The organism is Streptomyces sp. BBFR2, from assembly GCF_044497305.1.
Classification (GTDB): domain Bacteria; phylum Actinomycetota; class Actinomycetes; order Streptomycetales; family Streptomycetaceae; genus Streptomyces.
On record NZ_CP172415.1, the window covers coordinates 6,403,415 to 6,429,014 of the forward strand.

General features: G+C 71.8%; 23 protein-coding genes and 1 pseudogene. 13 read left to right on the plus strand and 11 right to left on the minus strand.

Features of this window, described 5'->3' with window-relative positions:
* Nucleotides 1-8: 8 nt before the first annotated feature.
* Together ACGH2B_RS26385 and ACGH2B_RS26390 are read right to left on the minus strand one after the other, a co-directional pair.
* On the minus strand, nucleotides 9-215 hold the full coding sequence (locus ACGH2B_RS26385) for a DUF5999 family protein (RefSeq protein WP_399094843.1): 207 nt from the start codon (nucleotides 213-215) through the stop codon (nucleotides 9-11).
* Nucleotides 216-585: 370 nt separating this feature from the next.
* On the minus strand, nucleotides 586-1,173 hold the full coding sequence (locus ACGH2B_RS26390) for a hypothetical protein (protein ID WP_399094846.1): 588 nt from the start codon (nucleotides 1,171-1,173) through the stop codon (nucleotides 586-588).
* Between the two features lie 536 nt (nucleotides 1,174-1,709).
* Here ACGH2B_RS26390 and ACGH2B_RS26395 point away from each other — a divergent pair.
* On the plus strand, nucleotides 1,710-3,290 hold the full coding sequence (locus tag ACGH2B_RS26395) for a glutamate-cysteine ligase family protein (RefSeq protein WP_399094849.1): 1,581 nt from the start codon (nucleotides 1,710-1,712) through the stop codon (nucleotides 3,288-3,290).
* Between the two features lie 148 nt (nucleotides 3,291-3,438).
* Here the strand turns inward: ACGH2B_RS26395 and ACGH2B_RS26400 are convergent, their stop codons facing one another.
* Nucleotides 3,439-5,226, minus strand: a complete 1,788-nt coding sequence (locus ACGH2B_RS26400; RefSeq protein ID WP_399094852.1) for a substrate-binding and VWA domain-containing protein — start codon at nucleotides 5,224-5,226, stop codon at nucleotides 3,439-3,441.
* 302 nt (nucleotides 5,227-5,528) lie between these two features.
* On the opposite strand from ACGH2B_RS26400, the gene ACGH2B_RS26405 reads away from it, so the two are divergent.
* Both ACGH2B_RS26405 and ACGH2B_RS26410 read left to right on the plus strand, forming a co-directional pair.
* Entirely contained in the window at nucleotides 5,529-6,272 is a 744-nt protein-coding gene (locus ACGH2B_RS26405; RefSeq protein WP_399097352.1) for a CPBP family intramembrane glutamic endopeptidase, read from the plus strand.
* A 322-nt stretch (nucleotides 6,273-6,594) separates the two neighbouring features.
* Nucleotides 6,595-7,926, plus strand: coding sequence for a flavin monoamine oxidase family protein (locus tag ACGH2B_RS26410; RefSeq protein WP_399094855.1), 1,332 nt, complete (start codon nucleotides 6,595-6,597; stop codon nucleotides 7,924-7,926).
* A gap of 79 nt (nucleotides 7,927-8,005) precedes the next feature.
* Here ACGH2B_RS26410 and ACGH2B_RS26415 read toward each other — a convergent pair whose 3' ends face one another.
* Entirely contained in the window at nucleotides 8,006-8,830 is an 825-nt protein-coding gene (locus ACGH2B_RS26415) for a PhzF family phenazine biosynthesis protein (RefSeq protein WP_399094858.1), read from the minus strand.
* Between the two features lie 203 nt (nucleotides 8,831-9,033).
* On the opposite strand from ACGH2B_RS26415, the gene ACGH2B_RS26420 reads away from it, so the two are divergent.
* Nucleotides 9,034-9,708 (plus strand): PadR family transcriptional regulator, encoded by a 675-nt coding sequence (locus ACGH2B_RS26420; protein ID WP_399094861.1) that lies wholly within the window; start codon nucleotides 9,034-9,036, stop codon nucleotides 9,706-9,708.
* Nucleotides 9,709-9,843: 135 nt separating this feature from the next.
* On the opposite strand, the gene ACGH2B_RS26425 is transcribed toward ACGH2B_RS26420, so the two are convergent.
* Complete coding sequence (locus ACGH2B_RS26425) at nucleotides 9,844-10,272, minus strand: SRPBCC family protein (RefSeq protein WP_399094864.1); 429 nt, start codon at nucleotides 10,270-10,272, stop codon at nucleotides 9,844-9,846.
* A gap of 397 nt (nucleotides 10,273-10,669) precedes the next feature.
* On the opposite strand from ACGH2B_RS26425, the gene ACGH2B_RS26430 reads away from it, so the two are divergent.
* Together ACGH2B_RS26430 and ACGH2B_RS26435 are read left to right on the plus strand one after the other, a co-directional pair.
* Nucleotides 10,670-11,203 carry a Clp protease N-terminal domain-containing protein gene (locus ACGH2B_RS26430; protein ID WP_399094867.1) on the plus strand — a complete coding sequence of 178 codons (534 nt, stop codon included), beginning with the start codon at nucleotides 10,670-10,672 and terminating at the stop codon, nucleotides 11,201-11,203.
* Between the two features lie 75 nt (nucleotides 11,204-11,278).
* Nucleotides 11,279-12,433 carry an EamA family transporter gene (locus ACGH2B_RS26435; RefSeq protein WP_399094870.1) on the plus strand — a complete coding sequence of 385 codons (1,155 nt, stop codon included), beginning with the start codon at nucleotides 11,279-11,281 and terminating at the stop codon, nucleotides 12,431-12,433.
* A 237-nt stretch (nucleotides 12,434-12,670) separates the two neighbouring features.
* Here ACGH2B_RS26435 and ACGH2B_RS26440 read toward each other — a convergent pair.
* Nucleotides 12,671-12,895: pseudogene (locus ACGH2B_RS26440) on the minus strand (EF-hand domain-containing protein); the annotation flags it as partial.
* 421 nt (nucleotides 12,896-13,316) lie between these two features.
* Between ACGH2B_RS26440 and ACGH2B_RS26445 the strand changes: the two are divergent.
* The 3 genes from ACGH2B_RS26445 (at nucleotide 13,317) to ACGH2B_RS26455 (ending at nucleotide 15,073) form a co-directional block, all read left to right on the plus strand.
* On the plus strand, nucleotides 13,317-14,147 hold the full coding sequence (locus ACGH2B_RS26445) for a nucleotidyltransferase domain-containing protein (RefSeq protein WP_399094871.1): 831 nt from the start codon (nucleotides 13,317-13,319) through the stop codon (nucleotides 14,145-14,147).
* 330 nt (nucleotides 14,148-14,477) lie between these two features.
* Nucleotides 14,478-14,861: a hypothetical protein gene (locus ACGH2B_RS26450; protein ID WP_399094874.1), complete on the plus strand. Its 384-nt coding sequence runs from the start codon at nucleotides 14,478-14,480 to the stop codon at nucleotides 14,859-14,861.
* Between the two features lie 2 nt (nucleotides 14,862-14,863).
* Nucleotides 14,864-15,073, plus strand: coding sequence for a hypothetical protein (locus ACGH2B_RS26455; RefSeq protein ID WP_399094877.1), 210 nt, complete (start codon nucleotides 14,864-14,866; stop codon nucleotides 15,071-15,073).
* 215 nt (nucleotides 15,074-15,288) lie between these two features.
* On the opposite strand, the gene ACGH2B_RS26460 is transcribed toward ACGH2B_RS26455, so the two are convergent.
* Nucleotides 15,289-16,017: a pyridoxamine 5'-phosphate oxidase family protein gene (locus ACGH2B_RS26460; protein ID WP_399094880.1), complete on the minus strand. Its 729-nt coding sequence runs from the start codon at nucleotides 16,015-16,017 to the stop codon at nucleotides 15,289-15,291.
* A gap of 35 nt (nucleotides 16,018-16,052) precedes the next feature.
* Between ACGH2B_RS26460 and ACGH2B_RS26465 the strand changes: the two genes are divergently transcribed.
* A complete protein-coding gene (locus ACGH2B_RS26465) occupies nucleotides 16,053-17,384 on the plus strand; it encodes an aminotransferase class I/II-fold pyridoxal phosphate-dependent enzyme (RefSeq protein WP_399094883.1) in 1,332 nt (443 codons plus the stop codon).
* Nucleotides 17,385-17,466: 82 nt separating this feature from the next.
* On the opposite strand, the gene ACGH2B_RS26470 is transcribed toward ACGH2B_RS26465, so the two are convergent.
* Nucleotides 17,467-18,603: a DMT family transporter gene (locus ACGH2B_RS26470; RefSeq protein ID WP_399094886.1), complete on the minus strand. Its 1,137-nt coding sequence runs from the start codon at nucleotides 18,601-18,603 to the stop codon at nucleotides 17,467-17,469.
* A gap of 74 nt (nucleotides 18,604-18,677) precedes the next feature.
* Between ACGH2B_RS26470 and ACGH2B_RS26475 the strand changes: the two genes are divergently transcribed.
* Nucleotides 18,678-19,628 (plus strand): LysR family transcriptional regulator, encoded by a 951-nt coding sequence (locus ACGH2B_RS26475; protein ID WP_399094889.1) that lies wholly within the window; start codon nucleotides 18,678-18,680, stop codon nucleotides 19,626-19,628.
* Between the two features lie 72 nt (nucleotides 19,629-19,700).
* Here ACGH2B_RS26475 and ACGH2B_RS26480 read toward each other — a convergent pair whose 3' ends face one another.
* The gene (locus ACGH2B_RS26480) at nucleotides 19,701-21,242 is read right to left on the minus strand and encodes an acyl-CoA synthetase (RefSeq protein ID WP_399094892.1); all 1,542 of its coding nucleotides are present in this window, start codon (nucleotides 21,240-21,242) and stop codon (nucleotides 19,701-19,703) included.
* Between the two features lie 333 nt (nucleotides 21,243-21,575).
* Nucleotides 21,576-22,070: a pyridoxamine 5'-phosphate oxidase family protein gene (locus tag ACGH2B_RS26485; protein ID WP_399094895.1), complete on the minus strand. Its 495-nt coding sequence runs from the start codon at nucleotides 22,068-22,070 to the stop codon at nucleotides 21,576-21,578.
* Between the two features lie 385 nt (nucleotides 22,071-22,455).
* On the opposite strand from ACGH2B_RS26485, the gene ACGH2B_RS26490 reads away from it, so the two are divergent.
* A complete protein-coding gene (locus ACGH2B_RS26490; RefSeq protein ID WP_399094898.1) occupies nucleotides 22,456-23,115 on the plus strand; it encodes a cysteine hydrolase family protein in 660 nt (219 codons plus the stop codon).
* A gap of 486 nt (nucleotides 23,116-23,601) precedes the next feature.
* Nucleotides 23,602-24,183 carry a restriction endonuclease gene (locus tag ACGH2B_RS26495; protein WP_399094901.1) on the plus strand — a complete coding sequence of 194 codons (582 nt, stop codon included), beginning with the start codon at nucleotides 23,602-23,604 and terminating at the stop codon, nucleotides 24,181-24,183.
* A gap of 432 nt (nucleotides 24,184-24,615) precedes the next feature.
* Here ACGH2B_RS26495 and bla read toward each other — a convergent pair whose 3' ends face one another.
* The gene (gene bla, locus ACGH2B_RS26500; protein WP_399094903.1) at nucleotides 24,616-25,539 is read right to left on the minus strand and encodes a class A beta-lactamase; all 924 of its coding nucleotides are present in this window, start codon (nucleotides 25,537-25,539) and stop codon (nucleotides 24,616-24,618) included.
* Nucleotides 25,540-25,600 lie beyond the last annotated feature (61 nt).

Sequence of the window (25,600 nt, forward strand, 5' to 3'; positions counted from 1 at the left end):
GCGACGGGTCAGACGGTGGTGGCGACCCGGGGTGTGCCGTCCGGACGGTGCGGGGCGATGACCTGACCGTCCGGCAGAAGCTCACCGGTGTCCTCGAAGAGGAGAACGCCGTTGCACAACAGGCTCCAGCCCTGCTCCGGGTGGTGCGCCACAGGATGTGCGGCTTCCCGGTCGGTGGAGTCGGCGGTCGGGCAGGGCGGCTGGTGCTGACACATGGGCATTGTCTTTCGCTGCGGATGGGTGAACGTCGTCGTGCGGCTCGATGAACTCGAAGTGGTCATGGCCGCTTCCCCCGTTTCCTTCGGTTGGACTCAAGTGTTGCCCTGCGGACGGATTTCCGCAGGGATTTCGCAGCAGTGGTACGCACTCGGTACGGACGTGTCACCCGTGCGGGCGGTTGCGCCCAAATGCGCGTCGTGCCACAGCGGTTGGAGGAGAGGCGGCGGACGGGTGCACAGGGGTCGTACGGCCGAGCGCCCCGCGGCCTTGGAGGGCTCGCGGGGCGCTCGGTGAGGTGGTGCGTACGCCGTGCGGAACGCGCCGGTCCGGGCGGTCGGTCCCGTCCGCCGGTACGTCCGGACGTCCTCAGGCGGTGGAGCCGAGGAGCGGCGGCGGGGCGAGACGGTCGCTGAGCCGCGGCAGGAGGTCGGCCACCCGCTGCGGGAGGTGTGCGGCGATCCCGGGCGGGGCGGGGGCGAGCGGCACCAGCAGATCGCCCGGCGCCGGCGTCCCCGAGGTGCCGTCGGAGGCGGTGTCGTGGTGCAGCCACAGCGTCAGCATGTACAGCTCCGGTACGGACAGCAGCCGTGGCTGGTACCCGGCGGTGAGCGATTCGGCCTGGTGCAGGGCCTGTTCGGTCGCCGTGACGTACGGGCCGCCGCAGAAGTGGGCGAACGCCCAGCCGTCCGCCGTCAGCCGCGCCTCGGCCGCCGCGACCGGCCGCTCACCGCCGAGGACCAGGAACCGCCACCCGGCCAGGCGGGTGCGGGGCGGGACGCCGGTGCGGCCGATGCCGTCCAGGATGTGGACCGGGAGCGGATGGTCGGCGCTCAGCGGGCCCTGGTACGCGCGGAGTGCGGCGGGGCGGGCCTCACGGACGGCGGTGGGCGAGCCGAGAGCGGTGAGGACGCTGCGCAGGGCGGGCGCGGGGGCAGCGGGTACATGCAGCGGCATGGTGAGTCGCCTCTCACTCGGGAGACACGGTGGTGCGCGGTGGACGCCGACGGCACTGTCAGCGTGCGGGGTCGGAGCCGGCCCCGGCGCGTTTCTCCGCGCGGGAGCGCGCAACGCGACACGGGGCCCAAGTCTCCGCCTCGTGAACGGAGTTTATACGACGTATGTTCCAGCGGTGTTTCCGCTAAACGCGCCCGTAATTTCCGGCAAGGGGCAATCCGGACCGGCTGCGGAGGCGTTTTCTCCTTCTTTGTGAGGAGGGTGGGTAAACCGCCTTGATATTCTGCCGCCGTGCGGTAGGCCGAATCTTTCCGGTGTATTTCCGGGTAATTGCGTGCGGGGGATGTCCGTGCAATATGCCAACGGTACGTGCCGGGCTCCGAGCCACTTCGAGCCTATCGGCAGCCGAACGCCCTTGAGGCGTTATGGATCAGACCGCCGGGGCATCATCGACCGTGACGCGTGCCCCGGTGGTGCCGGGGACGGCCCCGGACGGCCCGTGGCTGCGGGCCGTCCACTGGAGGAAGGACCCTTCGATGGGGGAGAAGGTCGCCGCGGACGGCATCGGCCTGGCGGACCGGGAGCGTTATCGAAGAAAGCTTCAGGAGTGTCTTGAGGGGTTGGCGAGGCTGCTGGGGGAGAAACGGTTCGACCGGCCGAAAAACCTGGTGGGCCTGGAGATCGAACTCAATCTCGCCGGGGCCGACGGACTGCCCCGGATGATGAACTCCCAGGTGCTGGAACGTATCGCGAGCCAGGATTTCCAGACCGAACTCGCCCGTTGCAATCTCGAAGTGAACATCACCCCGCACCGGCTGCACGGCCAGGTCTTCGAGCAGCTCGCCGAGGAACTCCGTACCGCGCTCGCCTATGCCGACCGCAAAGCCCGTGAAGTGGCCGCCCGGGTCATGATGATCGGCATTCTGCCGACGCTGGACACCACCGATCTCACCGCAGCCAGCCTCTCCGAGAACGACCGCTATTTCCTGCTCAACGACGAAATGCGGGCGGCGCGCGGTGAGGATTTCGCGCTCGACATCCAGGGTGTGGAGCGGCTCGTCGCCCGGTCGCCGTCGATCGCCCCGGAGGCCGCGTGCACCTCCGTACAACTGCATCTCCAGGTGACGCCCGGCCGGTTCGCCGCGGTGTGGAACGCGGCCCAGGCGCTCGCCGCCGTCCAGGTGGCCGTCGGCGCCAACTCGCCGTTCTTCTTCGGCCGTGAGCTGTGGCGCGAATCGCGGCCGCCGGTCTTCCAGCAGGCCACCGACACCCGGCCGCCGGAACTCCAGGCCCAAGGGGTGCGCCCGCGTACCTGGTTCGGGGAGCGCTGGATCGATTCGGCGTACGACCTCTTCGAGGAGAACGTGCGGTACTTCCCGCCGTTGCTGCCGCTCTGCGGAGAGCAGCACCCGCTGCGCGTCCTCGACGCGGGCGGTGTACCGGACCTCGCGGAACTGGTGCTGCACAACGGCACCGTCTACCGCTGGAACCGGCCGGTGTACGGGATCGCCGACGGCGTACCGCATCTGCGGGTCGAGAACCGCGTACTCCCGGCGGGTCCGACGGTCGCCGACGTCCTCGCCAACACCGCCTTCTACTACGGGCTGGTGCGCGCGCTCGCGGAGGAGCCGCGTCCGGTGTGGACCCGGCTGCCGTTCGCCGCCGCCGCGGAGAACTTCACCGCCGCCTGCCGTCACGGCATCGACGCCACGCTGCGCTGGCCGCGTCCGGGGCGGGGCGGTGTCGTGGAGACGCCGGTGACGCGGCTGGTCCGGCAGGAGCTGCTGCCGCTGGCCGCCGCCGGGCTGGACGCCTGGGGTGTCGAACCGGCCGACCGGGACCGCTACCTCGGCATCATCGAGGAGCGCTGCGCCCGCCGCACCAACGGCGCCTCCTGGCAGACCGCCGCCTACCACCACGCACGGGAGCAGGGCCTGGACCGCGGGGCCGCGCTGGCCGGGATGACCCGCCGCTACGGCGAACTCATGCGGTCCGGCGAGCCGGTGCACACCTGGCCCGTCGCCTGGCCCGCGGTCCGGCGGGCCGTACCGCCGCCGCGCCGCCCGGGGACAAGCGAATGGCAGAGCCGGGAGGCGGCGGGGCCGGACGGGGGCTGAGACGGCGGGGCGGCGCGCCCGGGCCCCGCAGCGGTGGGCCGCCCGGGAGAGCGTGCCGCCTCACCCGCGCCCCGGCCGGGGGAGGATGCCTCGGCGCCGAGCGGGCGGGAGCCCCGTCGGTGACCCCTCGCGCGAGCGCGCCCTCCGGTTACCCCCGCTCCTCGCTGCCCGTGGTGATGATGGCCTGCCGGATCGCCTCGTCGATCTGTGACGGGTCGTCGACCTCGTGGACGGAGCCGCCGGTCGGGGCGGCCATGCGCTCCAGCGCGGACCGGTCGGCCTCCGGGCCGAGTGCGAGGACGATCAGCGGGATCGGCCGCCCCGGGTCCGTCAGCTTCTTCATCTCGGCCGTCAGACCGTCCAGGCCGACGGTGGCGGTGTCGTCGTCCGCGCCGTCGGTGACCACCACGACCGTGTTGAACTTCCCTTCCGTGTACGACGACCGGGCCTCGCGGTACGCGGCGAGCGTGGTGTCGTACAGGCCGGTGCCGCCACCGGGGACGGGGGTGAGCGCGCTCAGGGCGGCCGCGAGAGCGTCGTGGTGTGTGATGCCGTTGGACTCCCGGTCGCCGAGCCGGGTGGTGGGGGACAGCTCCAGGTGGTCGCGGGAGCCGTCGAGTCCGGTGGCGAACTTCCACAGCCCGATCTCGTCGTCGGGCGTGAACGCCGCCAGCTCCCGCAGCAGCGCGTCCCTGGTCAGCGACATCCGTGACCGGCCGCCGCTGCTCGGCACCGCGAGCCCCATGGACGAGGAGGCGTCGACCACCGTGGTGATCCGGGCGTTCTGCACGGTGATCGTCCAGATCCCGAGCAGCGCCCGGATCTCCTTGGCGGACGGCAGCGCGGCGGCGTCCTGGGTGTACGGCTGGGGCGTACGGCCGCCCGCCGCGCGGGTCACCTTCTCGTCCGCCCTCCCGTGGCCCGCCCGGAAGCCGTGGGCGCGCAGCACCTGCTGGCCCGGGGGCGCGGACAGCAGCGTCATGAAGCGGCCGGCGGCGCGTGAGGTGTCGGCGTCGAGCTGGTTCTCGTCGACGAGGGTGTACGGGTAGTCGAGCTGGGCGATGCCGTCCTGGGGGTAGAAGAGTTCCAGTCCGGGGCCGGTGCCGGCGCGGTTGTGCGTGAACGCGGCCTGTTCGGAGAGGAGTACCGCCGGGTTGCGGTGCTCCTCCGCGGCTCCGGCGCCGGAGGCGTCCCGCGGCAGTGTCGCGGCGAGCTCCTCATCGTCGTCGGCGAGGCGCCGGTGGAGCACCTTGGCGGCGGCCGCCGTACGGGTCCGCGCCGTACCGGCGCCTTCGCCCTTCTCCGCCTTCCGGTAGGCGGCGTCGACGCGGGAGAGAGCGAGGACTCCGGTGGCGCTGCGAGTGGGGTCGGCCATCCCGAGGGGCAGCGTGCCGTCGTCGGCGGCCTTCACCAGCGCGGCCCAGTCGTACGTCTTCTCCGGCCAGCCCAGCTTCTCGGCGGTGGCGGGGACGGCGCCCAGGGCGAGGGGGGAGGCCGCGATCGTTCCGCTGGTGGTCAGGGGTGTGCCGCTGGCCGCGTCCACACGGTCGCTCCAGAGGGGGGAATCCGGTATCCACACCTGGAATTCGGAGTGCGCCGGGCGCTGCGCGAGGGAGTCGGCGACCTCCGCCCCGGAGCGCGCCGTCACCTTGACGTCCAGGCACTTCCCGTCGGTGCGGGTCTCCTCGCGCCGTGCTCGGTCCGCCACGTCGTCGAGTGCGGGGGCGATGTCGGGCGAGGCGACGACGTCGAGCTGAACCACGTCGCCGCCGCACGGTTTGCCGAACGGCAGCAGATCGCTGTGCAGCACCGCCACGGTGCCCGCCGCGAGGGCGAGGGCCAGGACGGTGGCGAGAGTGACGGTGCGGCGGCGGGCTCCGGGCCGGGCCCCCGCGTCCTGCGGTGCGGAGCTGTCGGGCAAGCTGTGACGTCCCATCGCGGTAGCGCCTCTCCTGCGTCTCGGAGCTCGATCGGGACTCGGCGGAGGCGGTCACACCACGTGGACGGCGCCTGCCCCGGCCTGTCGCGCGATCTTCGTACCTGCTGCGGCGACCCTAGCCGGGCAGGCACGGCACGGGTGGCGGTATCGCGGAAGTGGTGGAAGTGATGGATGCGCAGGCGGGGGCGGGAGCGGAGAAAGCGGTGGAAGTGGAGAAAACTGTGGGGTCGGACGTGAATGTCCGCGGTGGGGCCGAGGCATCCGGCGACGGGGAGCCGGGGGAGCACCTGTCCCGGAGGATGCTGCGGAACGAGACGCTGCTGGTGCTGGCGCTGTCGCTGGGGGCCAGCGGGGTGTCCGCGCTGATCAGTTTCCTCGGTGCGGTGACGCGGCCCGGCGGCCTCAAGGACCAGGCGGCGACGCTGAACGGCTCCCACGCCCCCGGCCGTCCGTGGCTGGACCTCGCCTGGCAGCTTTTCGGCATCGCGACGGCGCTGGTGCCGGTCGCCCTGGTGGCGCACCTGTTGCTGAGGGAGCGGGTCGGCGGGCTGCGCGCGCTGGGGTGCGACCGGCGCCGGCCCGGCGCGGACCTGGGACGCGGTACGGCGCTCGCCGCGGTGATCGGGGGCAGCGGGCTGCTGCTCTACCTGGGCGCGCGGGCGGCGGGCTTCAACCTCACGGTGGTGCCCGAGGCGCTGCCGGACGTGTGGTGGAAATTCCCGGTGCTGATCGCCTCCGCGGTGCAGAACGCCGTACTGGAGGAGGTCATCGTCGTCGGCTATCTGCTGCGCCGCCTGGGCCAGTTGGGGTGGACGCCGGTGGCCGCGCTCGCCGCCAGTGCGGTGCTGCGCGGCTCGTACCACCTCTACCAGGGCATCGGGGGCTTCTTCGGCAACATGGTGATGGGCGTGCTCTTCGTCCTCCTCCACCGCAGGTGGGGCCGGGTCGGTCCGCTGATCGCCGCGCACGCCCTGATCGACATCGTGGCCTTCCTGGGATACGCGCTGCTCGCGGGCCGGGTGGACTGGCTGCCGACGCTGTAGGCGCGGGGTACCGGGGTACCGGGGTGCCGCACGAGCCGTTCCCGCCCGCGTGTGCGGAGAGCGGCCCGGCCCGGCTCCTCCGGGGCCGCCGCCGGGCCCGCCTCCGGGGCCGCCGCCGGGCCCGCCTCCGGGTCCGCCGCCGGGCCCGCGGCCGGGCGTCGCCGCGGCGTGGGCCGGGCGGCGGCGGTTGCCCATACCGGGTGAACCGGGCCATGAGCCGTGTGGCGCGGACCCCGGGCCCGCTGCCCGGCCACGATCCTGAAGGCGTCGTCGGCCCGTCCGGCGCGGGCCGGACGGCCGAGACAGGGAAGCGGTGACCGGGGTGAGCAAGCACGACGTGGTGGTCGTCGGTGCGGGATTCGCGGGCCTCAGCGCCGCGCTGGAACTCCACGGGGCGGGCTGTGACGTCCTCGTACTGGAGGCCCGCGGCCGGGTCGGCGGGCGGGCCCTCACCCGCTTCCTGCCCGACGGCACCCAACTCGACCTGGGCGGACAGTGGATCTCCACGGGCCAGCACCGGATCACCGAACTGGCCGACCGCTACGGCATCGCCACCTACCCCACCCCGGAGTACGGCTCGGCGGTGATCGACTACGACGGGGAGCACCGCACCGCGCTCCCCGACGAGGTGACCGCGCTCCTCCGCGAGTTGGACACCCTGTGCGGACAGGTCCCCGTGAAGAGCCCGTGGACCGCCGCCGACGCGGTCCTCTGGGACCGGCAGACCTTCGCCACCTGGCTCGACGGGACCGGCGCCCCGGACGCCGCGAAGCGCTACGTCGGCCGGGTCGTCTCCGGTGGGCTCCTCGCCGGAAGCCCCGCGGAGACCTCGCTGCTCGAAACGCTCTTCTACCTGGCCAGCGGCGGAGGCACCCGGGCACTGCTCGGCTTCCGGGGCGGCGCACAGGAGAGCCGTGTCGTCGGCGGGGCCCAGGAGATCGCCGAGCGGATGGCCGCCGACCTGCCCGACGGCACCGTCCGGCTGTCCGAACCGGTCCTCGGCGTCGCCCAGGACCGCACCGGGGTCCGCGTCACCACGGCACTGGGCGAGCACCACGCCGCGCGCGCCGTGATCGCGCTGCCGCCCGTACTCGCCGGGGCACTCCGCCACGACCCGCCGCTGAGCGCCCTGCGGGCGGGCGTCTTCCAGCGCATGACGGCCGGTACCGCGCTGAAGGTCCACGCCGTGTACGCCGAACCCTTCTGGCGGGACGAGGGGCTGTCGGGGGTGTCGACCTCGGCGGCGGGCGTCCTCACGGAGACCGTCGACAACACGCCCCCGGCGGCCCCGAGGGCGGTGCTGACCGCGTTCGTCTACGGCGATGACGCGGCCCGCCTGCGCACCCGGCCGCCCGGGGAGCGCCGGGAGAGCATCACCCGCCGCCTCGGTGAACTCTTCACCGGGCGGGCGGCGGAACCGCAGGAGTTCGTCGAGTTCGACTGGCCCGCGCAGGAGTGGACCCGGGGCTGCTTCTCCGGGCACTTCACCCCCGGCGGATGGACGGCCTTCGGCAGCGCCCTGCGGCAGCCGGAAGGGGCCCTCCACTGGGCGGGCACGGAGACCGCCGTGCACGGCAACGGCTACTTCGAAGGGGCCGTGGAATCCGGCCGCCGCGCGGCGGGCGAAGCGCTCCACGCCCTCGGCTCCCGCTGACCCGCACTGGGCGGCCCGCGGCCCCGTGCGGCATCTCGGGGGCCTGAGACGCCGGGCATCCGGCGCCGCGGCCGTCCGGTCAGTCCCCGGCGAGGAGCTCCCCGTCGATCACGGTGACCGCGGATCCGGTCAGCAGGGTGCGGCCGCCGCGCAGCCGGGTGCGGACGAGGCCGGTACGGGTGCCCCCTTGCAGGCTGGTGAGGGTGTCCCGGCCGAGCCGGGGCGCCCAGAACGGCGCGAGCGCGGTGTGCGCGCTGCCCGTCACCGGGTCCTCGTCGATACCGACCCGGGGGAAGAAACAGCGGACCCGGACGTCGTGACCGCGGTCCGCCGCGGCGGCGCGCGCGGTGACGATGACGCCCCGGCCGCCGTGCCCGCTCAGTATCCGGAAGTCCGGCTCCAACCGGTCCACGGCCGCTTCGTCGGCCAGCTCGACCAGCAGATCACCGACCTGCGGTCCGGTCTCGTACGCGCCCCGGATCGAGGCGTCGCCCAGCCCGCCGGCCACCGCCGGCGGCACCTCCACCGGGGTGAGCGGAGCGGTCGGGAAGTCCATGGTGAACGTGGCGTCGCCGTGTGCGGTGGTGCTCAGGACACCGCTGCGGGTGGCGAAGCGGACCGTTCCGGTGGCCGTCCCGGTCGTGTGCAGGACGTGCGCGGTGGCGAGGGTGGCGTGCCCGCACAGGGCGACCTCGGTGGCCGGGGTGAACCACCGCAGCGCCCAGTCCGCCTCGGCGCCGGACGGCAGGGGGTGGGCGAACGCGGTCTCCGACTGGTTCGCCTCCCGCGCGACGTCCTGCATCCACCGGTCGGAGGGGAAGTCCCCCGATTCCAGAAGGACGACCCCCGCCGGGTTGCCGGTGAACGGGCCGGTGCTGAACGCGTCGACGATGCGAATCCTCATGCCGAGGACCTTAAGCCTCTGCTCCGCCGCAGGTCAGAGCCAATCTTGAGGAATTGGCCCTTCTCCGGAGGCCGTCGGGACCCGTCGCAGCCTTGCTGAACGAACACTACCGATATATCGTTGACGCATCGCGATCGGTCAACGAAAGAGTTGGCCGACGTTCGGTGATCCATCGGGTCACCGGCTGACGAAAGGAAACCCTCATGCGATCCCACGGACATGGACACGGACACGGACACGGCCAGGAAGGCGGATTCGGCCGCGGCCCCTGGGGCGCCGGACGGCACGGTGTTCCCGGTGGCGGCGGCCCCGGTGAGCCGGGCGGCTTCGCCGGCTTCGGCGACCGGTTCGAGGGCCGCCGCGCCTTCGGCCCCTTCGGGCCGCCCTTCGGCGGGCCGCAATTCGGCGGCGGCCGGGGGCGCGGCGGGCCGCGCGGCCGCGCCCGCCGCGGCGATGTACGCGCCTCGATCCTCGCGCTGCTCAAGGACCGTCCGATGCACGGCTACGAGATGATCCAGGAAATCGCCGAGCGCAGCGGCGGCGCCTGGAAGCCCAGCCCCGGCTCCGTCTACCCGACCCTTCAGCTCCTGGAGGACGAAGGTCTGATCGCCAGCGCCTCCGAAGGGGGGAAGAAACTCTTCTCCCTGACCGAGGACGGGCGCGCGGAAGCCGACGGCGGCCCCGACGCCCCCTGGGAGGAAGCGGGGCGCGGCGTCGACTGGGAGGCCATGAACGAGATCCGCAAGGCCGGCGGCGGTCTCGTCGACGCCTTCCGGCAGGTCTGGGCCACCGGCACCCCTGAGCAGCGGGAGAAGGCGATGGCCGTGGTCAACAAGGCACGGAAGGAGCTGTACCTGATCCTCGCCGAGGAGGACTGAGGGCGGGCGGCGTGTCCCTCCGGCCCCGGCGCGCGCACGACCGCGCCCGGCGCGTGCGGTCGTGCGCGCGCCGGACGCGGTGCGGCAGCCGGTACGGCGGCCCCGTGAGGCGCGCGGTCCGCCCCGTGGCGTGCGTCAGATGACGAGCGCCGCGAGGTCACGCAGCGACGCCTCCAGCGCCGCGCCCGCCGAATCCTTCAGCTTCCCGGCCATCAAGGACACCGCGGCGCCGGTGAACTCGCCGTCGATCCGCACCGTCGTCGCCGCGCCGTCCGGCTCCAGCGCGTACCGCATCGTCAGCGTCACGCCCATCGGGCCCTTGCTCCGGATGTCCAGCAGCCGCTCCGGCCGCAGTTCCCGTACCGTCCAGCGGACCTCGGCGGGGAAGCCCATCAGCTTCATGTTCTCCAGGTACTCCGTGCCCGCCCGCAGGGGATCCGGCCCGCCCTGGGGGAAGCCGGTGTGCGTGGCGTTCCACCGGCCGTAGCCCTCGAAGTCGGTGAGCCGCTCCCAGATCTGTCCGGACGGTGCCCCGATACGCATCTGTGCGGTGACTGCGGCCATAGGCCACCCCTTAGGTGATGACATGCCTGACGGGTCCGCGGAACGTATCCGCACCCACGGCAACCTTCAAGCCTGACGGCCCGTCATTCTTGTCGCCGATGCGGTCCACCCGGGCACCTTGAGGAGCCACAGCCCGCGCGGTGCTCCGCCGGAACGCCGTGGGGGAGCGCCGCTCCAGGCGACGCCTGCGCGAAGGGCGCCCGCGGAAGAAGGATTCCGGGGAGTGGCGGCCGGGGCTGCCCGGTCTAGGGAGAAACCCTGAGTGTTTCGCCCTCACGACGCCCCCTTCTCCTCCGTAAGGAGGAGAAGGGGTGAGCTTCTCCCCAACCGTGGTGGGATGCGCAAATGCTCCCCGTCGGGGATGCCCCGGCCTTCCGTGACTGGTGGGGTGGTAGATGTGCAAAACCGTACTGCGTACAGCGGCGGGGACGTTCCCGCGCGGGTGGATATGGACGCACAGCTCACCGTGGAGCTGGCGTCGGTGATATCCGCTGCCCGCCGACGGGCCACGCGGGACGGTGACCGGCACGTCGACACCGCACACCTCCTGCACGGTCTCCTGGAGTGGGACCCGGCGGTACGGGACGTCTTCGACGGCGGCCAGCCCCAGATCGCCCGGCTCCTCGGCTACCTCGTCCAACGCAGCATCGGATACGGACTGCAGTGGCACGGCACCGTCGAGGATTCCGGCGCGGTCCCCGTGGTGACCGAGGGCGGCGTACCGGGGTGGTCTCCGGCCGCGGCCGCCGCCCTGGACGGTGCGCTGGACCGTGCGCACGCCCGCTACGCCCTCCGGGCCGGATGCCTGGATCTGCTGGCCGCCTTGGTGGACGATCCCGAATCCCGCGCCGTCGAGGTGCTGCGCCGCGCCTCCATCGACACCGTACGGCTCGCCGCCCGGCTGGACGGGGACCCCGCCGACCTGGGGTGATGGCCTTCCGGCGGACCGGAGGACGGGATACCGGTAAGGGGTGACTCTCCAGGTGACGCCTGTCATGATGACCCGATGCATGCGTCTTCGGGGAGCCCTGCCGCTACGAACGCCCGGCCGGGTCAGGGTATTCACGGCGCCGGGGGTTCGTCCGCGCCCCCTCCTGCCCCCGGGACGGAAGGGGCCACGGCCACGTCCGGCCGAGGGGTGAGCCTGGCTCTCGCGCTGCTCTCCGCCGTCGCCTTCGGCGGTTCCGGAGTCGCCGCCAAACCCCTGATCGAGGCGGGGCTGGAGCCTCTGCACGTCACCTGGCTCCGTGTCGCGGGCGCCACCTTGGTGATGCTGCCTGTGGCCTGGCGCCATCGCTCCCTGGTGCGGCGACGGCCGGCACTGCTCGCCGGATTCGGACTGCTCGCTGTCGCGGGCGTCCAGGCGTGCTACTTCGCCGCACTCTCCCGTATCCCGGTCGGCGTCGCGCTCCTCATCGAGTACCTGGCGCCTGCCCTGGTGCTCGGCTGGGTCCGCTTCGTCCAGAAACGGCCGGTCACCCGCGCCGCCGCGATCGGCGTGGTACTCGCCGTCGGCGGCCTGGCCTGTGTCGTCGAGGTGTGGTCCGGACTCAGCGTCGACGTGCTCGGGCTCGCCCTCGCCCTCGGCGCGGCCTGCTGCCAGGTCGGTTACTTCGTCCTCTCGGACCACGGCACCGACGGCGAGGACACCGTCGATCCGCTCGGCGTCGTCGCCTACGGACTGCTGGCCGGCACCGTCGTCCTCACCGTGATCGCCCGCCCCTGGGGCATGGACTGGCCGGTGCTCGCCGGGACGGCCACGATGAACGGCATCCGCGTCCCCGCCGCTCTGCTGCTCGTCTGGATCGTGCTGGTCGCGACCGTTCTCGCCTACCTCACCGGCGTGGTGTCGATCCGCCGGCTGTCCCCCCAGGTGGCCGGTGTCGTGGCCTGCCTGGAAGCGGTGATCGCGACGGTCCTGGCCTGGGTCCTGCTCGGCGAACACCTCTCGCCACCGCAGATCATCGGGGGTGTCGTGGTCCTGGTCGGCGCCTTCATCGCCCAATCGTCCACCCCGGCGTCCGGCGGCAAGGAGGAGACCACCGTGGTCGCCGGGTCGCCCGGAGCCGCCGTGATCACCGGAGGGACGGATGCGACGGGCGAGCTCGGAGGCGGGGAGCAACTGCCTGAGGGAGGGGGCGCGGGGGAGCGGCGGAGGTAGGGGCCGAGTGCTCTCCGGAAGCCCGCGCAGCCTGCCGCTTTCACAGGGGAATCGGTACGGCTTTCGATGAACCGCCGTGCCCGAGCCGGCTTCTGCTGGAGCGCCGGGGCTGAAAGGCGAGGCGCATGATCAGTTCTGACGGCGCTCTCGATTGTGGTGGCGCGCCCGACCACCCGGAACCGGCAGACCGGTGAACCGGGTCCGGCACGTTCACCTGCCGTGCCGGACCCAGCAGGGTCAGCCATTCATGGCCGCCCAGAACTCCTCGAAGGACATCTTGCGGTCGCCGTCGGTGTCGAGGGAGTCGATCAGGTCCTGGGCCTGCGCCTCGGTGATCTCGGAGCCCTCCAACTCCGCGATGACCTTCCGGTATTCCTCCGCGGTGACCTGGCCGTCCTTGTCGATGTCGTAGCGCTCGAAGACCTTCCGCGCCGCCGTCTCCATGATGTCTGCCATGTGTTCCGCCTTTCTGTGATCTTTGCCGACGGGCCCAGGCTATCGGCCGGCCGGATGCCACCCGGACGCGCCCACCGCCCGCCCGCCGCGTGCCTGCCCGGCCCCGGACTCCCGCCTCCGCGGGTGACGAGTCCTCCCTGAACGCCGGGACACCGCCGCTGAATTGGGCAGGGACCGTGGTGTGACAGTTCGATGCCGCCACGGCACTGCCGCTACGAGCGAGCACGAAGCCGGGCCTGTTCTGACCTTCGCCGACACCACGGGCATCTCGGCATGCGGCCGCCGTATCGGCGCCGAGCGCATCCCCTACCATCCCGATCATGTGCAACTTCTCCTGAGCGGGACGTGACGCTCCACAGGCATCCGCCCGGCAGGTGCCGGGCTCCGTCAGCGTGCCCGCACGCCCACCTCAGGAGACTCGACCACTATGTCCGTTCACTCCGTCTGTTCCGCCCTGGACGAGCGCATCGCACGTCTGCGACGGCTCGCCCACGCCGACACCCGCCTGGAAGGCGTACTGCTCTACGGTTCGTGGACGGTCGGGGAGGCCGACGCCCATTCGGATATCGAGGCGTACCTCTACATCCAGGACGACCGCCTCTCCGACTTCGACGGCCCCGCCTTCCTGGCGCAGCTCGCACCCCTCCAACTCGCCTACACCAACATGTACGGCGTCCTCACCGTCGTCTTCGACGACCTCATGCGCGGCGAGTTCCATCTCACGCCGGCCGGTGCCGGCATCGACGAAGTCCCCACTTGGCAAGGGATGGTGCATCTGCCCCGCCCCGACCGGGCCGTGCTGCTCGACCGCACCGGCCGGCTCACCCGGGCCGCCCGGCAACTGGCGACCTTCCAGCCGCCCGAGCCGCCGACCACCGCCCAGCAGCTCACCGACGAGCTGACGAACTGGACGCTCATGCTCGCCCACGTCCTGGCCCGCGGCGAAATCGCCCGCGCCCACGCCCTGTTGCACACCGTCATCGCGCCACAGCAGCTCCAGCTCTGCCGCCTGCTACGGGACACCACGGCCCACTGGCTCACCCCCAGCCGCGCCCTCGAAGAGGACCTGCCCGCCGCCGACCGCCACCGCTACGTCGCGACCACGGCCCCCGCCCGTGACCAGGACGTGCGCACGGCCGCACGCAACAGTTGGCGCTGGAGCCGTGACCTTGCCGCCGAGGCAGCCGCTCGCTGGAGCACCCGCCTGCCGCACGCACTCCACGAACAGATCACCGGCCTCCTCGGCGCCCCGCGCTGACCTGTCGGACCTGTCGGACCTGTCGGGCTGGGGCCACCGGACTCATACGGTGGCCTGGTGGCCTGGTGGCCTCAGCCCGTCGGCCCGGTCCTGTGTATCGCTGAAGGGGAACCGCCTCCTCCCAGCGGGTGGAGCGACTGCCCTGCGCGCAGGGCCCCTTCACGGAAGGTGCCCTCCCCGATGAGACCCCCTGCCTCCACTTCGTGCTCGACCCCGACGAAGAGATTGCCAACTCCGGCTTCATCGACTGGTTTACGCTGCAGCACCATGACTGACCCGATGGGAAGTACGCCCCGCCGATCGCGGTGGCGGACGGCGAAACACCCGTCGATGATCCCTTTCGACGCCCTTGAGCTGGAGCGGCGCTACGGGCGACGCTCGCCGGGGCAGGTCCTGCTCCTCACATTGATCGTTGTGTCGGCGCTCCTCCTGGTCTGGCGGGTCGTCGTCTTCGGCGCGCTGGAGGCACATTTCGGCAGCGGGTACGACGACCGGCGGTTCGATGTGCTGGAGACGCAGTTCAACCACCGGCAGACGGCCTTCGCCAAGGCCGACGCCCGGATGCGGGAGGTGCTGGCCCCCACCCGCGGGCCGAACGGATCGGCTGGAGCCAGGCGTCGATCTGCGTACGCGAGACCGGGCGGGCCGACTCGTGCAAACCGACGACTCCGCAGGACCGGGCGGTGTACGGGGCTCTGTGGGGCGTCGATGTGATCATGCGGCAGTCGAAGGACGACGGGCGCACCTTCTTCCGCTTCTACGGGGACGACCCGCCGCGCTACACGATCATGCACGCGCCCGACGGCACGGACGCGGCGGCGTACGCGGAGGACCGCGGGTTCCGGAGCACTCGGTCACTGAAGCCGGGGTGGACGGCCCTCGGGCCGATCCCCGACATCGACCGCGAGGATGATCAGTGGGAGTAGGGCTCCGCAAGCCCCTGCGGTGATCCATGGAGGGAGAGGCTGCGCGCCTCTGACCGCTCGCAGTCAGAGACCGGGGGAAGCCCTCCGCTGCCGCTCGACGGTTGCCCCGTCAGCGCGGGGCTGAGCCGCGGACCTCATCCCTGCCACGACCGTCCTCGGTATCGCGTCGGCGTGGGCCGGGGCGCCTAGATATGAATATCCGTACGGAGCCCTCCTCAGCGGGCGGTGAGATACGCCGGCTCGGGAACGCCGGGAGCCTGGGATTCCGACGGTATGGGCGTGCCGTAGACGGAGGTCACGGGCAGGACGCCGGCCCAGTGGGGGAGTGCCAGGTCCTCGGGCTCGTCGTTCGGGCCACCGGTGCGGATCTTCGCCGAGACTTCCCGCAGATCGAGACGGATGACGGCGGTGGCGGCCAGTTCCTTGGCGTTACCCGGCCGGGAGTCGGCGGACCTGCCGGGGAGTACGTGGTCGACGAGGGCGTCCAGGGCCGCGGTCTTCTCCTGCGGGTCGGTGACCGGGTGGGCGGTGCCGTGCACGACCACGCTGCGGTAGTTGATGGAGTGGTGGAACGCGGACTTCGCCAGCACCAGCCCGTCCACATGCGTCACCGTGACGCAGACCGCCAGGCCGGGGTCCGGCTCCCCGGCCGCCCGCAGCGGCCGCGAACCGGTCGAACCGTGCAGGTAGAGGCGGTCACCGACCCTGCCGTAGAGCGTGGGCAGGACGACCGGTGCACCGTCCCGTACGAAACCCAGATGGCAGACGTATCCCTCGTCGAGGATCGCGTGGACCGTTTCCTGGTCATAGACGGCGCGGTTGGCGGAGCGGGTGGGAACGGTCCGCTCGGTCGGCGCGTACTCCTGAGGGGCGCCGTCGGCAAGGGAGGTGTCCGTACCTGGCGAAGGGATCTGGGACCGGTGGCGTGACGAGGTCTGGGACATTGCCGACTCCTTTGAACTAGTGCATAATCAACTTTGTGCTAGAAGAGTATCTGATCGAGGGGCGGCGCGCATCGGAAATTGCCGCCAGTGTTGAGCGGGCCGTCGGCGCAGGTGCGCTCCAGCCAGGCGAAGTCCTGCCCCCGCTGCGGGAGTTGGCCGTCTACTTGAAGGTGAATCCGAATACGGTCGCCGCCGCGTACCGCACGCTGCGGGATCGTGGCGTGATCGAGACGGCCGGGCGGCGGGGCAGCCGTGTGCGCCCGCGGCCCGCGAGCACGGCGCGCGACGCGATCCGGGTCGAGGTGCCGCCGGACGTGCGGAACGCCTCCGCCGGAAACCCCGACACGGCCCTTCTTCCGTCATGGTGGGAAGCGGTGACGGCCGCCGCGGCACGCAGCGCCGGGCGGCCGGTGCTCTACGGTGCGCCGCCGGTCGACAGCGAACTCGAGACGATGGCGCTCGCCGCGCTGGCCCAGGACGGTGTTCCGGCCGGGCCGATAGCGGTGACCAGCGGTTCGCTCGACGCCATCGAGCGGACGCTCGCCGTGCACCTGCGCCCGGGGGACACGGTGGCGGTGGAGGACCCCGGCTGGGGCAGCCTGCTGGATCTGATCCCCGCACTCGGCCTCCGTCCCGCCCCGGTGGCCATCGACGACGAGGGACCGCTGGTGGCGGAGTTGGCGCGGGCGCTCGATCAGGGGGCGCGCGCCGTCGTCGTCACCGACCGGGCGCAGAACCCCACCGGAGCGGCTGTGAGCGGAGCGCGCGCCACCGAGTTGCGGAGCCTGCTGGCGACGCACCCCGGGGTCCTGTTGATCGAGGACGACCACGGCCACGGCATCGTCGATCTCCCTCTCCATCCGCTCGCCGGCGTCACCGACCACTGGATGCTGGTGCGCTCGACGGCGAAGGCGTACGGCCCGGACCTGCGGTTGGCGGTGATGACCGGCGACCCGGAGACCGTGGACCGGGTCCGTGGCAGGCAGCGTCTCGGGCCGGGGTGGGTGAGTCACCTCCTTCAGGACACCGTCGTCCACCTGTGGCGCAGCTCCGCCGCCGACCCGGTGGTGGTGGCCGCCGCGTATGCCGAGCGGCGGGACGCCCTCATACGCGCACTGGCCGCGCGCGGGGTGCCCGCCCGCGGTCGGAGCGGCATGAATGTCTGGGTGCCGGTCCCCGATGAGACGGGGGCGGTCGCCCGCCTGCTGCACGCCGGATGGGCAGTGGCGCCCGGTGCCCGTTTCCGTGTGCAGTCATCGCCCGCGATCCGCATCACGATCTCGGACCTCACCCCCGCCGACATCGAGCCGCTGGCGGAGGCCGTCACGGCGGCCATCGGCTCCGGGGAGGCGCGACGCTACGAATGACCGTGGGGGCCGCCCGAAGGCGGCCCCCGTCAGAAGCGGAGGGAGCGGTCGGGCGAGCGTCAGCCGACCACCGAGTAGCAGGTCACCGCCGGTCCGGCGCCTCGCCTGCCAGGGCCGCGTCGGGGGTGGGTGCGGCCGCCCCGGTATCCGGCACGACGAGAGGAGCGGCGGGGGAGACGTCGGCGCACGAGGCGGATTCGGGCTGTTCCGTGGCGTGCGGGCGTGCTCCGGAGCGGCCCGGGCCCGAGGCCACGACGGACGAGCGGGCCGCGCGGCGCGGGCTGCTCTGGGTGAGGGCGGCGCCGGCGAGCACGATGAGGGCGCCGACCGGTGTGTTCCAGCCGAGCTGCTCGCCCAGCAGCGCCACCCCCGCGGCCGTGGCGATCACGGGAATGAAGTACGTGACCATCTGCGCGGTGGTGGGGCCGATTTCGGCGACCAGCCCGTACTGCAGCAGGAACGCGATACCGGTGCCGAGTGCGCCGAGGGCGATGACGGAGAGTACGGGCCAGAGGGGGAAGGCGGTTGGCGCGCTGGTGAACAAGGGGGTGACGACCGCGAGTTGCGCGGTCGCCAGCAGTAGCTGCGCGCTGGAGACGGAGAGGTGGGAATCCTGGGAGCTGCCCAGTGTGCGGCGTACGTAGATCCAGCCGATCGGGTAGCAGAGGGAGGCGCCGAGCGCCATGGCGGTGCCGGTCAGGTCCGTCCCCGCGAACCCTTGCCAGGCGCCCAGCACGGTCAGAACTCCCAGGAAACCCACACCCAGACCGGCCACCCGGCGGCGCGTGGGGCGGTCCTCGGACAGGGCGACCACCGACAGCGCCATGCCCCACAGCGGTGAGGTGGCGTTGCAGATACCGGCCAGGGTGGACGGAATGGTCAGCTCCGCGAAGGCGAAGAGCGAGAAGGGGAGCGCGTTCAGAAAGAGCGCCGCCACCGCCAGGTGGCCCCAGGTGCGCGCCGAACGCGGGAGCCGCTGACGCTTTACGGCGAGTACGGCCAGCAGTACCGCGGCGCCGCACGCGACCCTGCCGAGCGTCACCTGCAAGGGGGCGAATCCTTCTGTGCCGACCTTGATGAAAAGAAAGCTGAATCCCCAGATCAGGGCCAGTACGGCGAAGCGCAGCCGCCAGCCGGCGGCCGGATGCGGGCCGGGGGAGGAGGTGGCCGGGGAGTGAGGGGCGGCGACGTGTGCCGCGCGGGAGGCGGTGGTGCTCATGGCCACCACGATGAGGCGCCCAACGTCGTAGCACAAGCGAGAATGTATGGGAGGTATCGCTTAGTATTGCTTACATGTTGAACCTTGATCGCCTCCGGACGCTGAACGCGGTGGCACGGCACGGTTCGGTGAGCGCGGCGGCCGACGGACTGCATGTGACGACGTCGGCCGTCTCCCAGCAGATCGCCAAACTGGAGCGGGAGACCGGGCAGCAACTGCTGGCGAAGAACGGCCGGGGAGTCCGCCTCACCGACGCGGGACGCCTCCTCGCCGATCACGCCGCCCGGATCCTCTCCCAGGTAGAGCTGGCGGAGGCCGAATTGGAGGCACGTCGCGGACAGGCGGTCGGGGAGCTTCGGCTCGGTGCCTTCCCGACCGCGGCCCGGGGACTCTTCCCGTCCGCGCTCGTGGAACTCGGCCGCGCCCATCCGCAGCTCCGCTCCCGCCTGACGGAGCTGGAGCCGGACGAGTCGGTACGGGGCGTGGTGCGGGGCGACATCGATCTGGCGGTCGTACTCGACTGGTACAACCGACCGCTCTCGCTGCCCGACGGCCTGGCGAAGGCTCCCCTGCTGGACGATCCGGCGGATGTGGCCATGCCCTCGGACCATGCGCTGGCCCGCCGCCGCACCGTTGAGCTGGAGGATTTCTCCGACGATGCCTGGATCTCCTGGCCGCAGGGGGAGTTCTGCCACGACTGGCTGATGTTCACCCTGCGCAGTAAGGGCATCGAGCCGCGCATCGCGCACATGGCGGAGGAGCACCACACCCAACTCGCCCTCATCGCGGCCGGTCTGGGGGTGGCGGTCGCCCCGCGTCTGGGGCGCGGCCCGGTGCCGGAAGGGGTGAGCGTGGTGCCGGTGGGGCACCCGATGCGACGCCATGTTTACGCGATCTGGCGTGCGGACGCGGACCGCCGCCCCTCCATCCGTGCTGCCGTCGACGCCCTGCGGACGGCCGGCAAGGAGGTGGAAGGCGCGGCGGACAGGGCCTCGGCACCCCGCCGGACCGACGCGGCCGAGTGAACGGCAGGGGCATCGCGTTTCCCGTACGCCGCGTCGCGGCGCGTGGTGCGGCGGGATGTCAGGGAGGAGCTGTCACCCCCCCAGTCGGCGCTTGAGGATCTTTCCCATGTCGTTGCGTGGCAGTGCGTCCAGGAAGTGCACGGTGCGCGGGCGCTTGTGCGGTGCCAACTGGCGGGCGACGTGGTCGGACAGCTCATCGGCGGAGGCGCGCGCGGCCTCGGGAGCCATGACCACCCAGGCGACGATGCGTTCGCCGAGGTCGTCGTCCGGCTCGCCGGTGACGGCCGCCTCGGTCACCGCCGGATGTGCCAGCAGAGCGTTCTCGATCTCACCGGCGCCGATCTTGTATCCGCCGCTCTTGATGAGATCGGTCGCCTTCCGGCCCACGATGCGGTAGTTGCCGTGGGCGTCCCGTACGGCCATGTCGCCCGTACGGAACCACCCGCCGTCGAATGCCTCCGCGGTCGCGTCCGGACGGTTGAGGTACTCGACGAAGAGGTTCGGGCCGCGTACCTGAATCTCGCCCACCGTCTCGCCGTCGTCGCCGTCGAGGGTCTGGCCCGCCTCGTCGACCAGGCGGAGGTACACACCGGGCAGCGGCACGCCGACCGAGCCGGTGGCCGGGGGGCCGTCCGCCCGCACGCTGGTGTTCATCAGTGTTTCCGACATGCCGTACCGCTCGATCACCCGGCGGCCGCACGCCGCGGTGATGCGTTCATGGTCGGTGAGCGGTAGCGCCGCCGACCCGGAGACCAGCAGCCGGGCGCCGCTCAGGGCCGCGGCGAGCGCCGGATCGTCCGCCACGTCCATGGCGAGGCGGTGATACATGGTCGGGACGCCGAAGAGCATCGTCCCGCCGCCGGAGAGGCCGCGGGTCACGCCCTCCGTGGTGAACCGGCCCAGATGGTGGACGCTGCCGCCGCGCCGTAGCGGCCCCAGGATGCCGAGGATGAGGCCGTGGACGTGGAAGAGGGGGAGGGCGTGGACGAGGACGTCGTCAGCCGTCCACTGCCAGGCGTCCTCCAGGGCGTCGAGGGTGTGCGCGAGGGCCCGGCGGGGGAGTACGACGCCTTTGGGTGGCCCTGTGGTGCCGGAGGTGTAGACGATCAGGGCCGGGGCCTCTTCTCCGGGCTCGTGGGGGAGCGACGGCACTTTCGGGGGCGCTGAAACCCCAGATCCTGGAATCCCGTCAGAGGCGCCGGCCGGTCCGCCTCCCGTGGCGTCCTGGCCGACCGCTTCCTGCGCGGGGGTCTGCTCGGCGGGGCCGGTTCTGACATCGAGGCGTGGGAGGGCGGCGAGCGCGTCGGGCAGTACGGCACCCGGTTCGGAGAGGACGAGGTCGGGGGAGCTGTCGGCCACGATGTGCGCCAACTCGCTCGCCCCGATCTTGGGGTTCACCGGGATCGCGGGCACGCCGGCCAGCATCGCCGCGACCACGGCCACCGAGGTCTCCAGGGTCGGAGTGGCCCACACCGCGACGCGGTTCCGGCCGCCGAGACGTTCGGCGAGCGGCACCGTGGCAGTGGCGAGTTGTCGATAACTCAGCGAACGGTCGCCGAAGCGCAGTGCGGGCGCGGACGAACCGTCACGCAGCGCGGGGAAGAACACATTCACGGCAACTCCTCCATCCTCGTCGGCATCCGGCCGCACGGGCCGCAGCCGTCCGCCGACTGCTGACACAGCGCGGACCGGTCCTGTCGAGCTGACCGGACCACTCTCGCAGAGGCCACTGACAACGCACGCGCGAACCGGCGTCCGGACTTTCCGGCGCGGCTCGCCATCCCTGCCTTCTCAGGGACGAGTCCGGGGAATCCCTGAGCCGGATCGGGGATTTCCCTGATCCCGGAAGGCGGCGCACGAACCTAACGTGAAGGCATGGCAGCAGACGAGACGCGATCGACACGCTTGTTCCTGCGGGAGGAAGGGGGTGGAGTGGGCTCGGTGAGATCAGCCCATCGGCATTTTCCGGAAATCCCAGGAGACGACGGAGTCCGGGACGAGACGCAGCCAGGCGTGCCGGCCGTCGTGCGGCATGCTCTCCATGCCGAAGTACTTGGACGCGAACATCCTCTCCGGTGCGTCGAGTTCGGGGCACGGCTGACCGGCGCGCGGCGCCTCTCCGACGGATATGGCCCGGCCGGAAAGCTCGACACCGCGCAGCTCTCCGTACGCCTCGCCGTCGTCGACCACCACCGCGAGCCGTGGGTCGTTCCGCAGTTGTCCCCAGCGCTTGCTGCGGGTGAGCGAATACAGCCAGAGCGCCGTGCCGTCCCAGACGAACCACAGTGCGCCGACGTGCGGAGCGCCGTTTCCGCTCACGGTCGCGACGCGGCAGGTGCGCTGCGAGGCGAGGAAGGCGTCGCGTTCGCCCGCCGTCATCATGATTCGGCGTCCGCGGCGCTGGGTGTCGGTCGCGTCGCCGTCTGTCGTGGTCTCCGTCATGGGGTGAGTCACTTCCGTCGTCGCCGTCGGCTTGAGGTGTGCCGTGTCGTGAAGGGGGATGGTCTGGGCATTTGTGCTCTCCGTGTTCGATCCGGCCCCAGAGCGCGGAGCCGGGCCGGGTGCGGCCGGAAAGCGGACCGAGGGCCTTGAGTCTCTGATCCTTGTCAATTGAAAACTGATGAAGCGTCAGGAATGATGCGGGCGCGTGAGACCGGATGCAAGGCGTGTGGCGGCCTTCCGAATGCCGGTGTGATCGCCGAGACGCATGGGCGACCGCACGGAAGGATGCTCGGCAGTGTGGTGCCGCAGCCCATCCCCGCGGGTCAGCGGATACGGCCGGTCGGGAGCGCCGGTCCGGTGAGTATCGAGTGGGTGGAGGAGGGGGATGGGTGTGGACGCGAGACTCATGGCGCAGGTGGTCCCGGCGACGACGGTGTTGCTCACGGTGGAGTGCCAGCAGGGCGTTGTGGGAGCGGACAGCGCGCTACCGGAACTCGCCGCTGCCGCACGGGAATCGGGAGCGCTGGACAACGTGGCCCGCCTGGTCGGCGCGGCGCACGGGGCCGGAGTCCAGGTGGTGCACGCGCTCGCGGTGCGGCGCCCGGACGGCCGGGGCGCCAGCCGCAACGCCCGACTGTTCCGGGCTGCCGAAAGGTTGCCCGTACAGCAGGTCCTCGGCACACCCGCGGCTCAGGTCGCCGCGCCGATAGCGGTGTCGGAGGACGATCTCGTGGTCCGGCGGCTGCACGGGCTGTCGCCGCTGGCCGGAACGGATGTCGATGCCCTGCTGCGTAACCTCGGCTGCCGCACGGTGGTGATCACCGGGGTGTCGGCGAATGTGGCCATCCCGAATGCCGTGTTCGACGCGGTCAATGCCGGATACGTGGCGGTGGTGCCCGAGGACGCGATCGCGGGCGTGCCCGCCTCGTACGTCCCCGAGGTGGTCCGTCACTCCCTGGCTCTGGTGGCGACGGTGACCCGGACCGATGACGTGGTGGGGTGCTGGGAAGGCGCGGGGCGGCCGACGGAGAACGCACAGGGGTAGATCGCCTGGGCGGTGGCGGCGTGGCAGGCCCTTCGGCGAACTCGTACTGCTTCGAGTGTTGTTCGGACGGTGAGTGGGCGAGAGAACCCGAAGAGGAGAGGGAGCCGCAGGGGAAGCGGGAGGAATGGGGCCGGATTCTTGGCGGGAAGCGGAGTGTCCGGTAGGCGGCTGGGGACTGGCGGGGGCGGGAGAGGGGGAGGGGGAGGGAGAGCCGGTCGGTTGAGAGTGTGACAACCGGCCAACATAGGGGACTTTGCCCTGGCTGGGCACAGGGGGCCAGCACACTGCAGGGACTGTCCGGCAGGCGCTGACCGTGACGCGTCCTGTCCCATCGAACCGGGGAGACCGATGGCTGCACCGGCACGACGGCGTCCCTCGACCCGTAACCGTAGAACCGGAGGTGCCCGTAGGCCTTCCGCCGTGCGACGGGGGCCGGTTACGCGGACCCTGCGGCGTCCTGCGCGGCGGGGGAGACGTGAGGTCACAGTGGGGCAGGTCGCCGTTGGAGCGGGGGCGTTCATCGGTGTGGTCGCGGTGGTTCGGGCCCACCCCGTCGTCTGCGGCTTTCTCGCAGCTCTGGTGCTCGGTGGGGTCGTGGTCGTTCACCGCTTGCGTGGTGGCCGGCCCGGGGGAACGGGGGCGGATGGTGGCGTCCGTGCGGGGTTCACGCACAGCATCGCCGCGTATCAGCACATGAGCGGCAGCCAGTTCGAGCATGCCATCGCGGATCTGGCGCGTCGCGATCCCGGGGTCCGCATGGCCACGGTGTCCGGGGGCGCCAATGATCGGGCGCTCGATGTCCTCGTGCAGCTCACCGATGGTCGTCGGATCGCGATCCAGTGCAAGCGGTTCGCTGCGGGTAACAGGGTCGGTGCGCCTGTCGTTTACGCCGTCAACGGGACCTACCGGGCCTACCACCGCTGCGATACCGCGCTCATCGTCACGACCAGCGATTTCACTCAGGATGCGCGGCGGGCCAATGCGGAACTCGATCAGCCGCTGCGCCTCGTCGACGGTCGGGCGCTGGGCAGGTGGAGCGCCGGCGGGCGTCCTCCCTGGTACCCGTAGGGCGAGGAATACTCCTGCCGCTGTTCTCCGGGGCGGTGACACCACAGGACGGTGGGAGGAGCGTCGGAGGGGCGCCGCTCCCCGGACGGACGGTCGCCGCTGCGGTGCGAGCGCCTTGCACGGCTGTGACGGGGGCAGGCGGGTGGCTCGGGGGAGCCCCGGAGAGTTCTCCTGAGATGCGGGTCGGCCGGGTGGCCCTCAGCCCTGGCATGCACCGTCCCGGCAAAGCCCCCGCCCCAGGGCCCGGTACCTGGCCCGGAGCTGCCGTCCCAGCCCTGACCGTTCCCCGGCCTGGAAACGGGGCCCTCGGCAGCCCGTCCCGCACCCGTCCAGGCCGGTTTCCGTCCAGGCCGGCTTTCATCCCGGCCGGCCACCTTCAGCCTCAGGACCTGCCCCCGGAGTGCCTCGCTCTCGTCCGGTGGCTGTCGTTCGTCACTTGAGGGTGTGGGCCACCACTGAGGCGGCTTCGGCGATGAGCTTGTCCTCGGGGGTGGCGTCGGCCTTGGACTTGCTCGACAGGATGGATACGACGATGGGGGAGGAGTGTTCGGGCCAGAGGACGGCGATGTCGTTGCGGGTTCCGTAGTTGCTGCCCATGCCGGTCTTGTCGCCGACCGTCCAGCTCTTCGGTACGCCGGCCCGGATGAGGGTGTCGCCCGTGGTGTTGGTCCGCAGCCAGGTGGTGAGCTGTTCGCGCTCCCCAGGGCGCAGCGCACCGCCGAGGGTGTAGGCGCGCAGATCCTTGGCCAGGGCCCGGGGCGTGGTCGTGTCGCGGGTGGACTTCGGGTCCCAGGCGCTGAGCAGGGGTTCGGGGCGTTCCATGCGCGTCACGTGGTCGCCCAGCTTCTTCAGCGCCGCGTTGAGGCCCTTGGGTCCGCCGAGCTTGTCGAAGAGCAGGTTCGCGGCGGTGTTGTCGCTGTAGCGGACGGCGGCGTCGCACAGCGCCCGCAGCGTCATACCGGTCCCGACGTGCTTCTTTGTGACGGGGGAGTTGGGGACCAGATCGTCCTTGGAGTAGGTGACCACTTCGTTCAGCCCGCTCAGGGTGCGCTGCTTCAGGATCTCTCCGGCGGCCAGTGCCTTGAACGTGGAGTTGAAGGGGAAACGTTCGCCGTCGCGGTAGGCGACCTCGCGTCCGGTGCCGGTGTCGATGGCGTAGACGCCCAGCCGCGCGGAGAACTTCTGCTCCAGTTGCCGCAGGTCGTCGGCGAACGGACGGGCGGCGGACGCAGTGGCCCGCGGGGACGGTGCCGACGCCTCCGCTTCGGCGCCGGCGGTGCCGCAGGCGACGAGCGGGACGAGGAGAAGCGTGGTGAGCGCGCCGCGAACGGCACCCCGGGCACGGAACGGCTGCATGGTCGGACCTCCTGGCGCCTTGCGGGCAGGGCGCGTCGGGGACGGGCGGGGCCCGTCCCGG

Excerpts from the sequence above, each read along its gene's own strand:
- ACGH2B_RS26385 (WP_399094843.1), bottom strand. The coding sequence starts at position 215 with ATGTGTCAGCACCAGCCGCCCTGCCCGACCGCCGACTCCACCGACCGG.
- ACGH2B_RS26390 (WP_399094846.1), bottom strand. The coding sequence starts at position 1,173 with ATGCCGCTGCATGTACCCGCTGCCCCCGCGCCCGCCCTGCGCAGCGTC.
- ACGH2B_RS26395 (WP_399094849.1), top strand. The coding sequence starts at position 1,710 with ATGGGGGAGAAGGTCGCCGCGGACGGCATCGGCCTGGCGGACCGGGAG.
- ACGH2B_RS26400 (WP_399094852.1), bottom strand. The coding sequence starts at position 5,226 with ATGGGACGTCACAGCTTGCCCGACAGCTCCGCACCGCAGGACGCGGGG.
- ACGH2B_RS26405 (WP_399097352.1), top strand. The coding sequence starts at position 5,529 with ATGCTGCGGAACGAGACGCTGCTGGTGCTGGCGCTGTCGCTGGGGGCC.
- ACGH2B_RS26415 (WP_399094858.1), bottom strand. The coding sequence starts at position 8,830 with ATGAGGATTCGCATCGTCGACGCGTTCAGCACCGGCCCGTTCACCGGC.
- ACGH2B_RS26420 (WP_399094861.1), top strand. The coding sequence starts at position 9,034 with ATGCGATCCCACGGACATGGACACGGACACGGACACGGCCAGGAAGGC.
- ACGH2B_RS26425 (WP_399094864.1), bottom strand. The coding sequence starts at position 10,272 with ATGGCCGCAGTCACCGCACAGATGCGTATCGGGGCACCGTCCGGACAG.
- ACGH2B_RS26435 (WP_399094870.1), top strand. The coding sequence starts at position 11,279 with ATGCATGCGTCTTCGGGGAGCCCTGCCGCTACGAACGCCCGGCCGGGT.
- ACGH2B_RS26445 (WP_399094871.1), top strand. The coding sequence starts at position 13,317 with ATGTCCGTTCACTCCGTCTGTTCCGCCCTGGACGAGCGCATCGCACGT.
- ACGH2B_RS26450 (WP_399094874.1), top strand. The coding sequence starts at position 14,478 with ATGATCCCTTTCGACGCCCTTGAGCTGGAGCGGCGCTACGGGCGACGC.
- ACGH2B_RS26455 (WP_399094877.1), top strand. The coding sequence starts at position 14,864 with ATGCGGCAGTCGAAGGACGACGGGCGCACCTTCTTCCGCTTCTACGGG.
- ACGH2B_RS26460 (WP_399094880.1), bottom strand. The coding sequence starts at position 16,017 with ATGTCCCAGACCTCGTCACGCCACCGGTCCCAGATCCCTTCGCCAGGT.
- ACGH2B_RS26470 (WP_399094886.1), bottom strand. The coding sequence starts at position 18,603 with ATGAGCACCACCGCCTCCCGCGCGGCACACGTCGCCGCCCCTCACTCC.
- ACGH2B_RS26475 (WP_399094889.1), top strand. The coding sequence starts at position 18,678 with ATGTTGAACCTTGATCGCCTCCGGACGCTGAACGCGGTGGCACGGCAC.
- ACGH2B_RS26485 (WP_399094895.1), bottom strand. The coding sequence starts at position 22,070 with ATGACGGAGACCACGACAGACGGCGACGCGACCGACACCCAGCGCCGC.
- ACGH2B_RS26490 (WP_399094898.1), top strand. The coding sequence starts at position 22,456 with ATGGGTGTGGACGCGAGACTCATGGCGCAGGTGGTCCCGGCGACGACG.
- bla (WP_399094903.1), bottom strand. The coding sequence starts at position 25,539 with ATGCAGCCGTTCCGTGCCCGGGGTGCCGTTCGCGGCGCGCTCACCACG.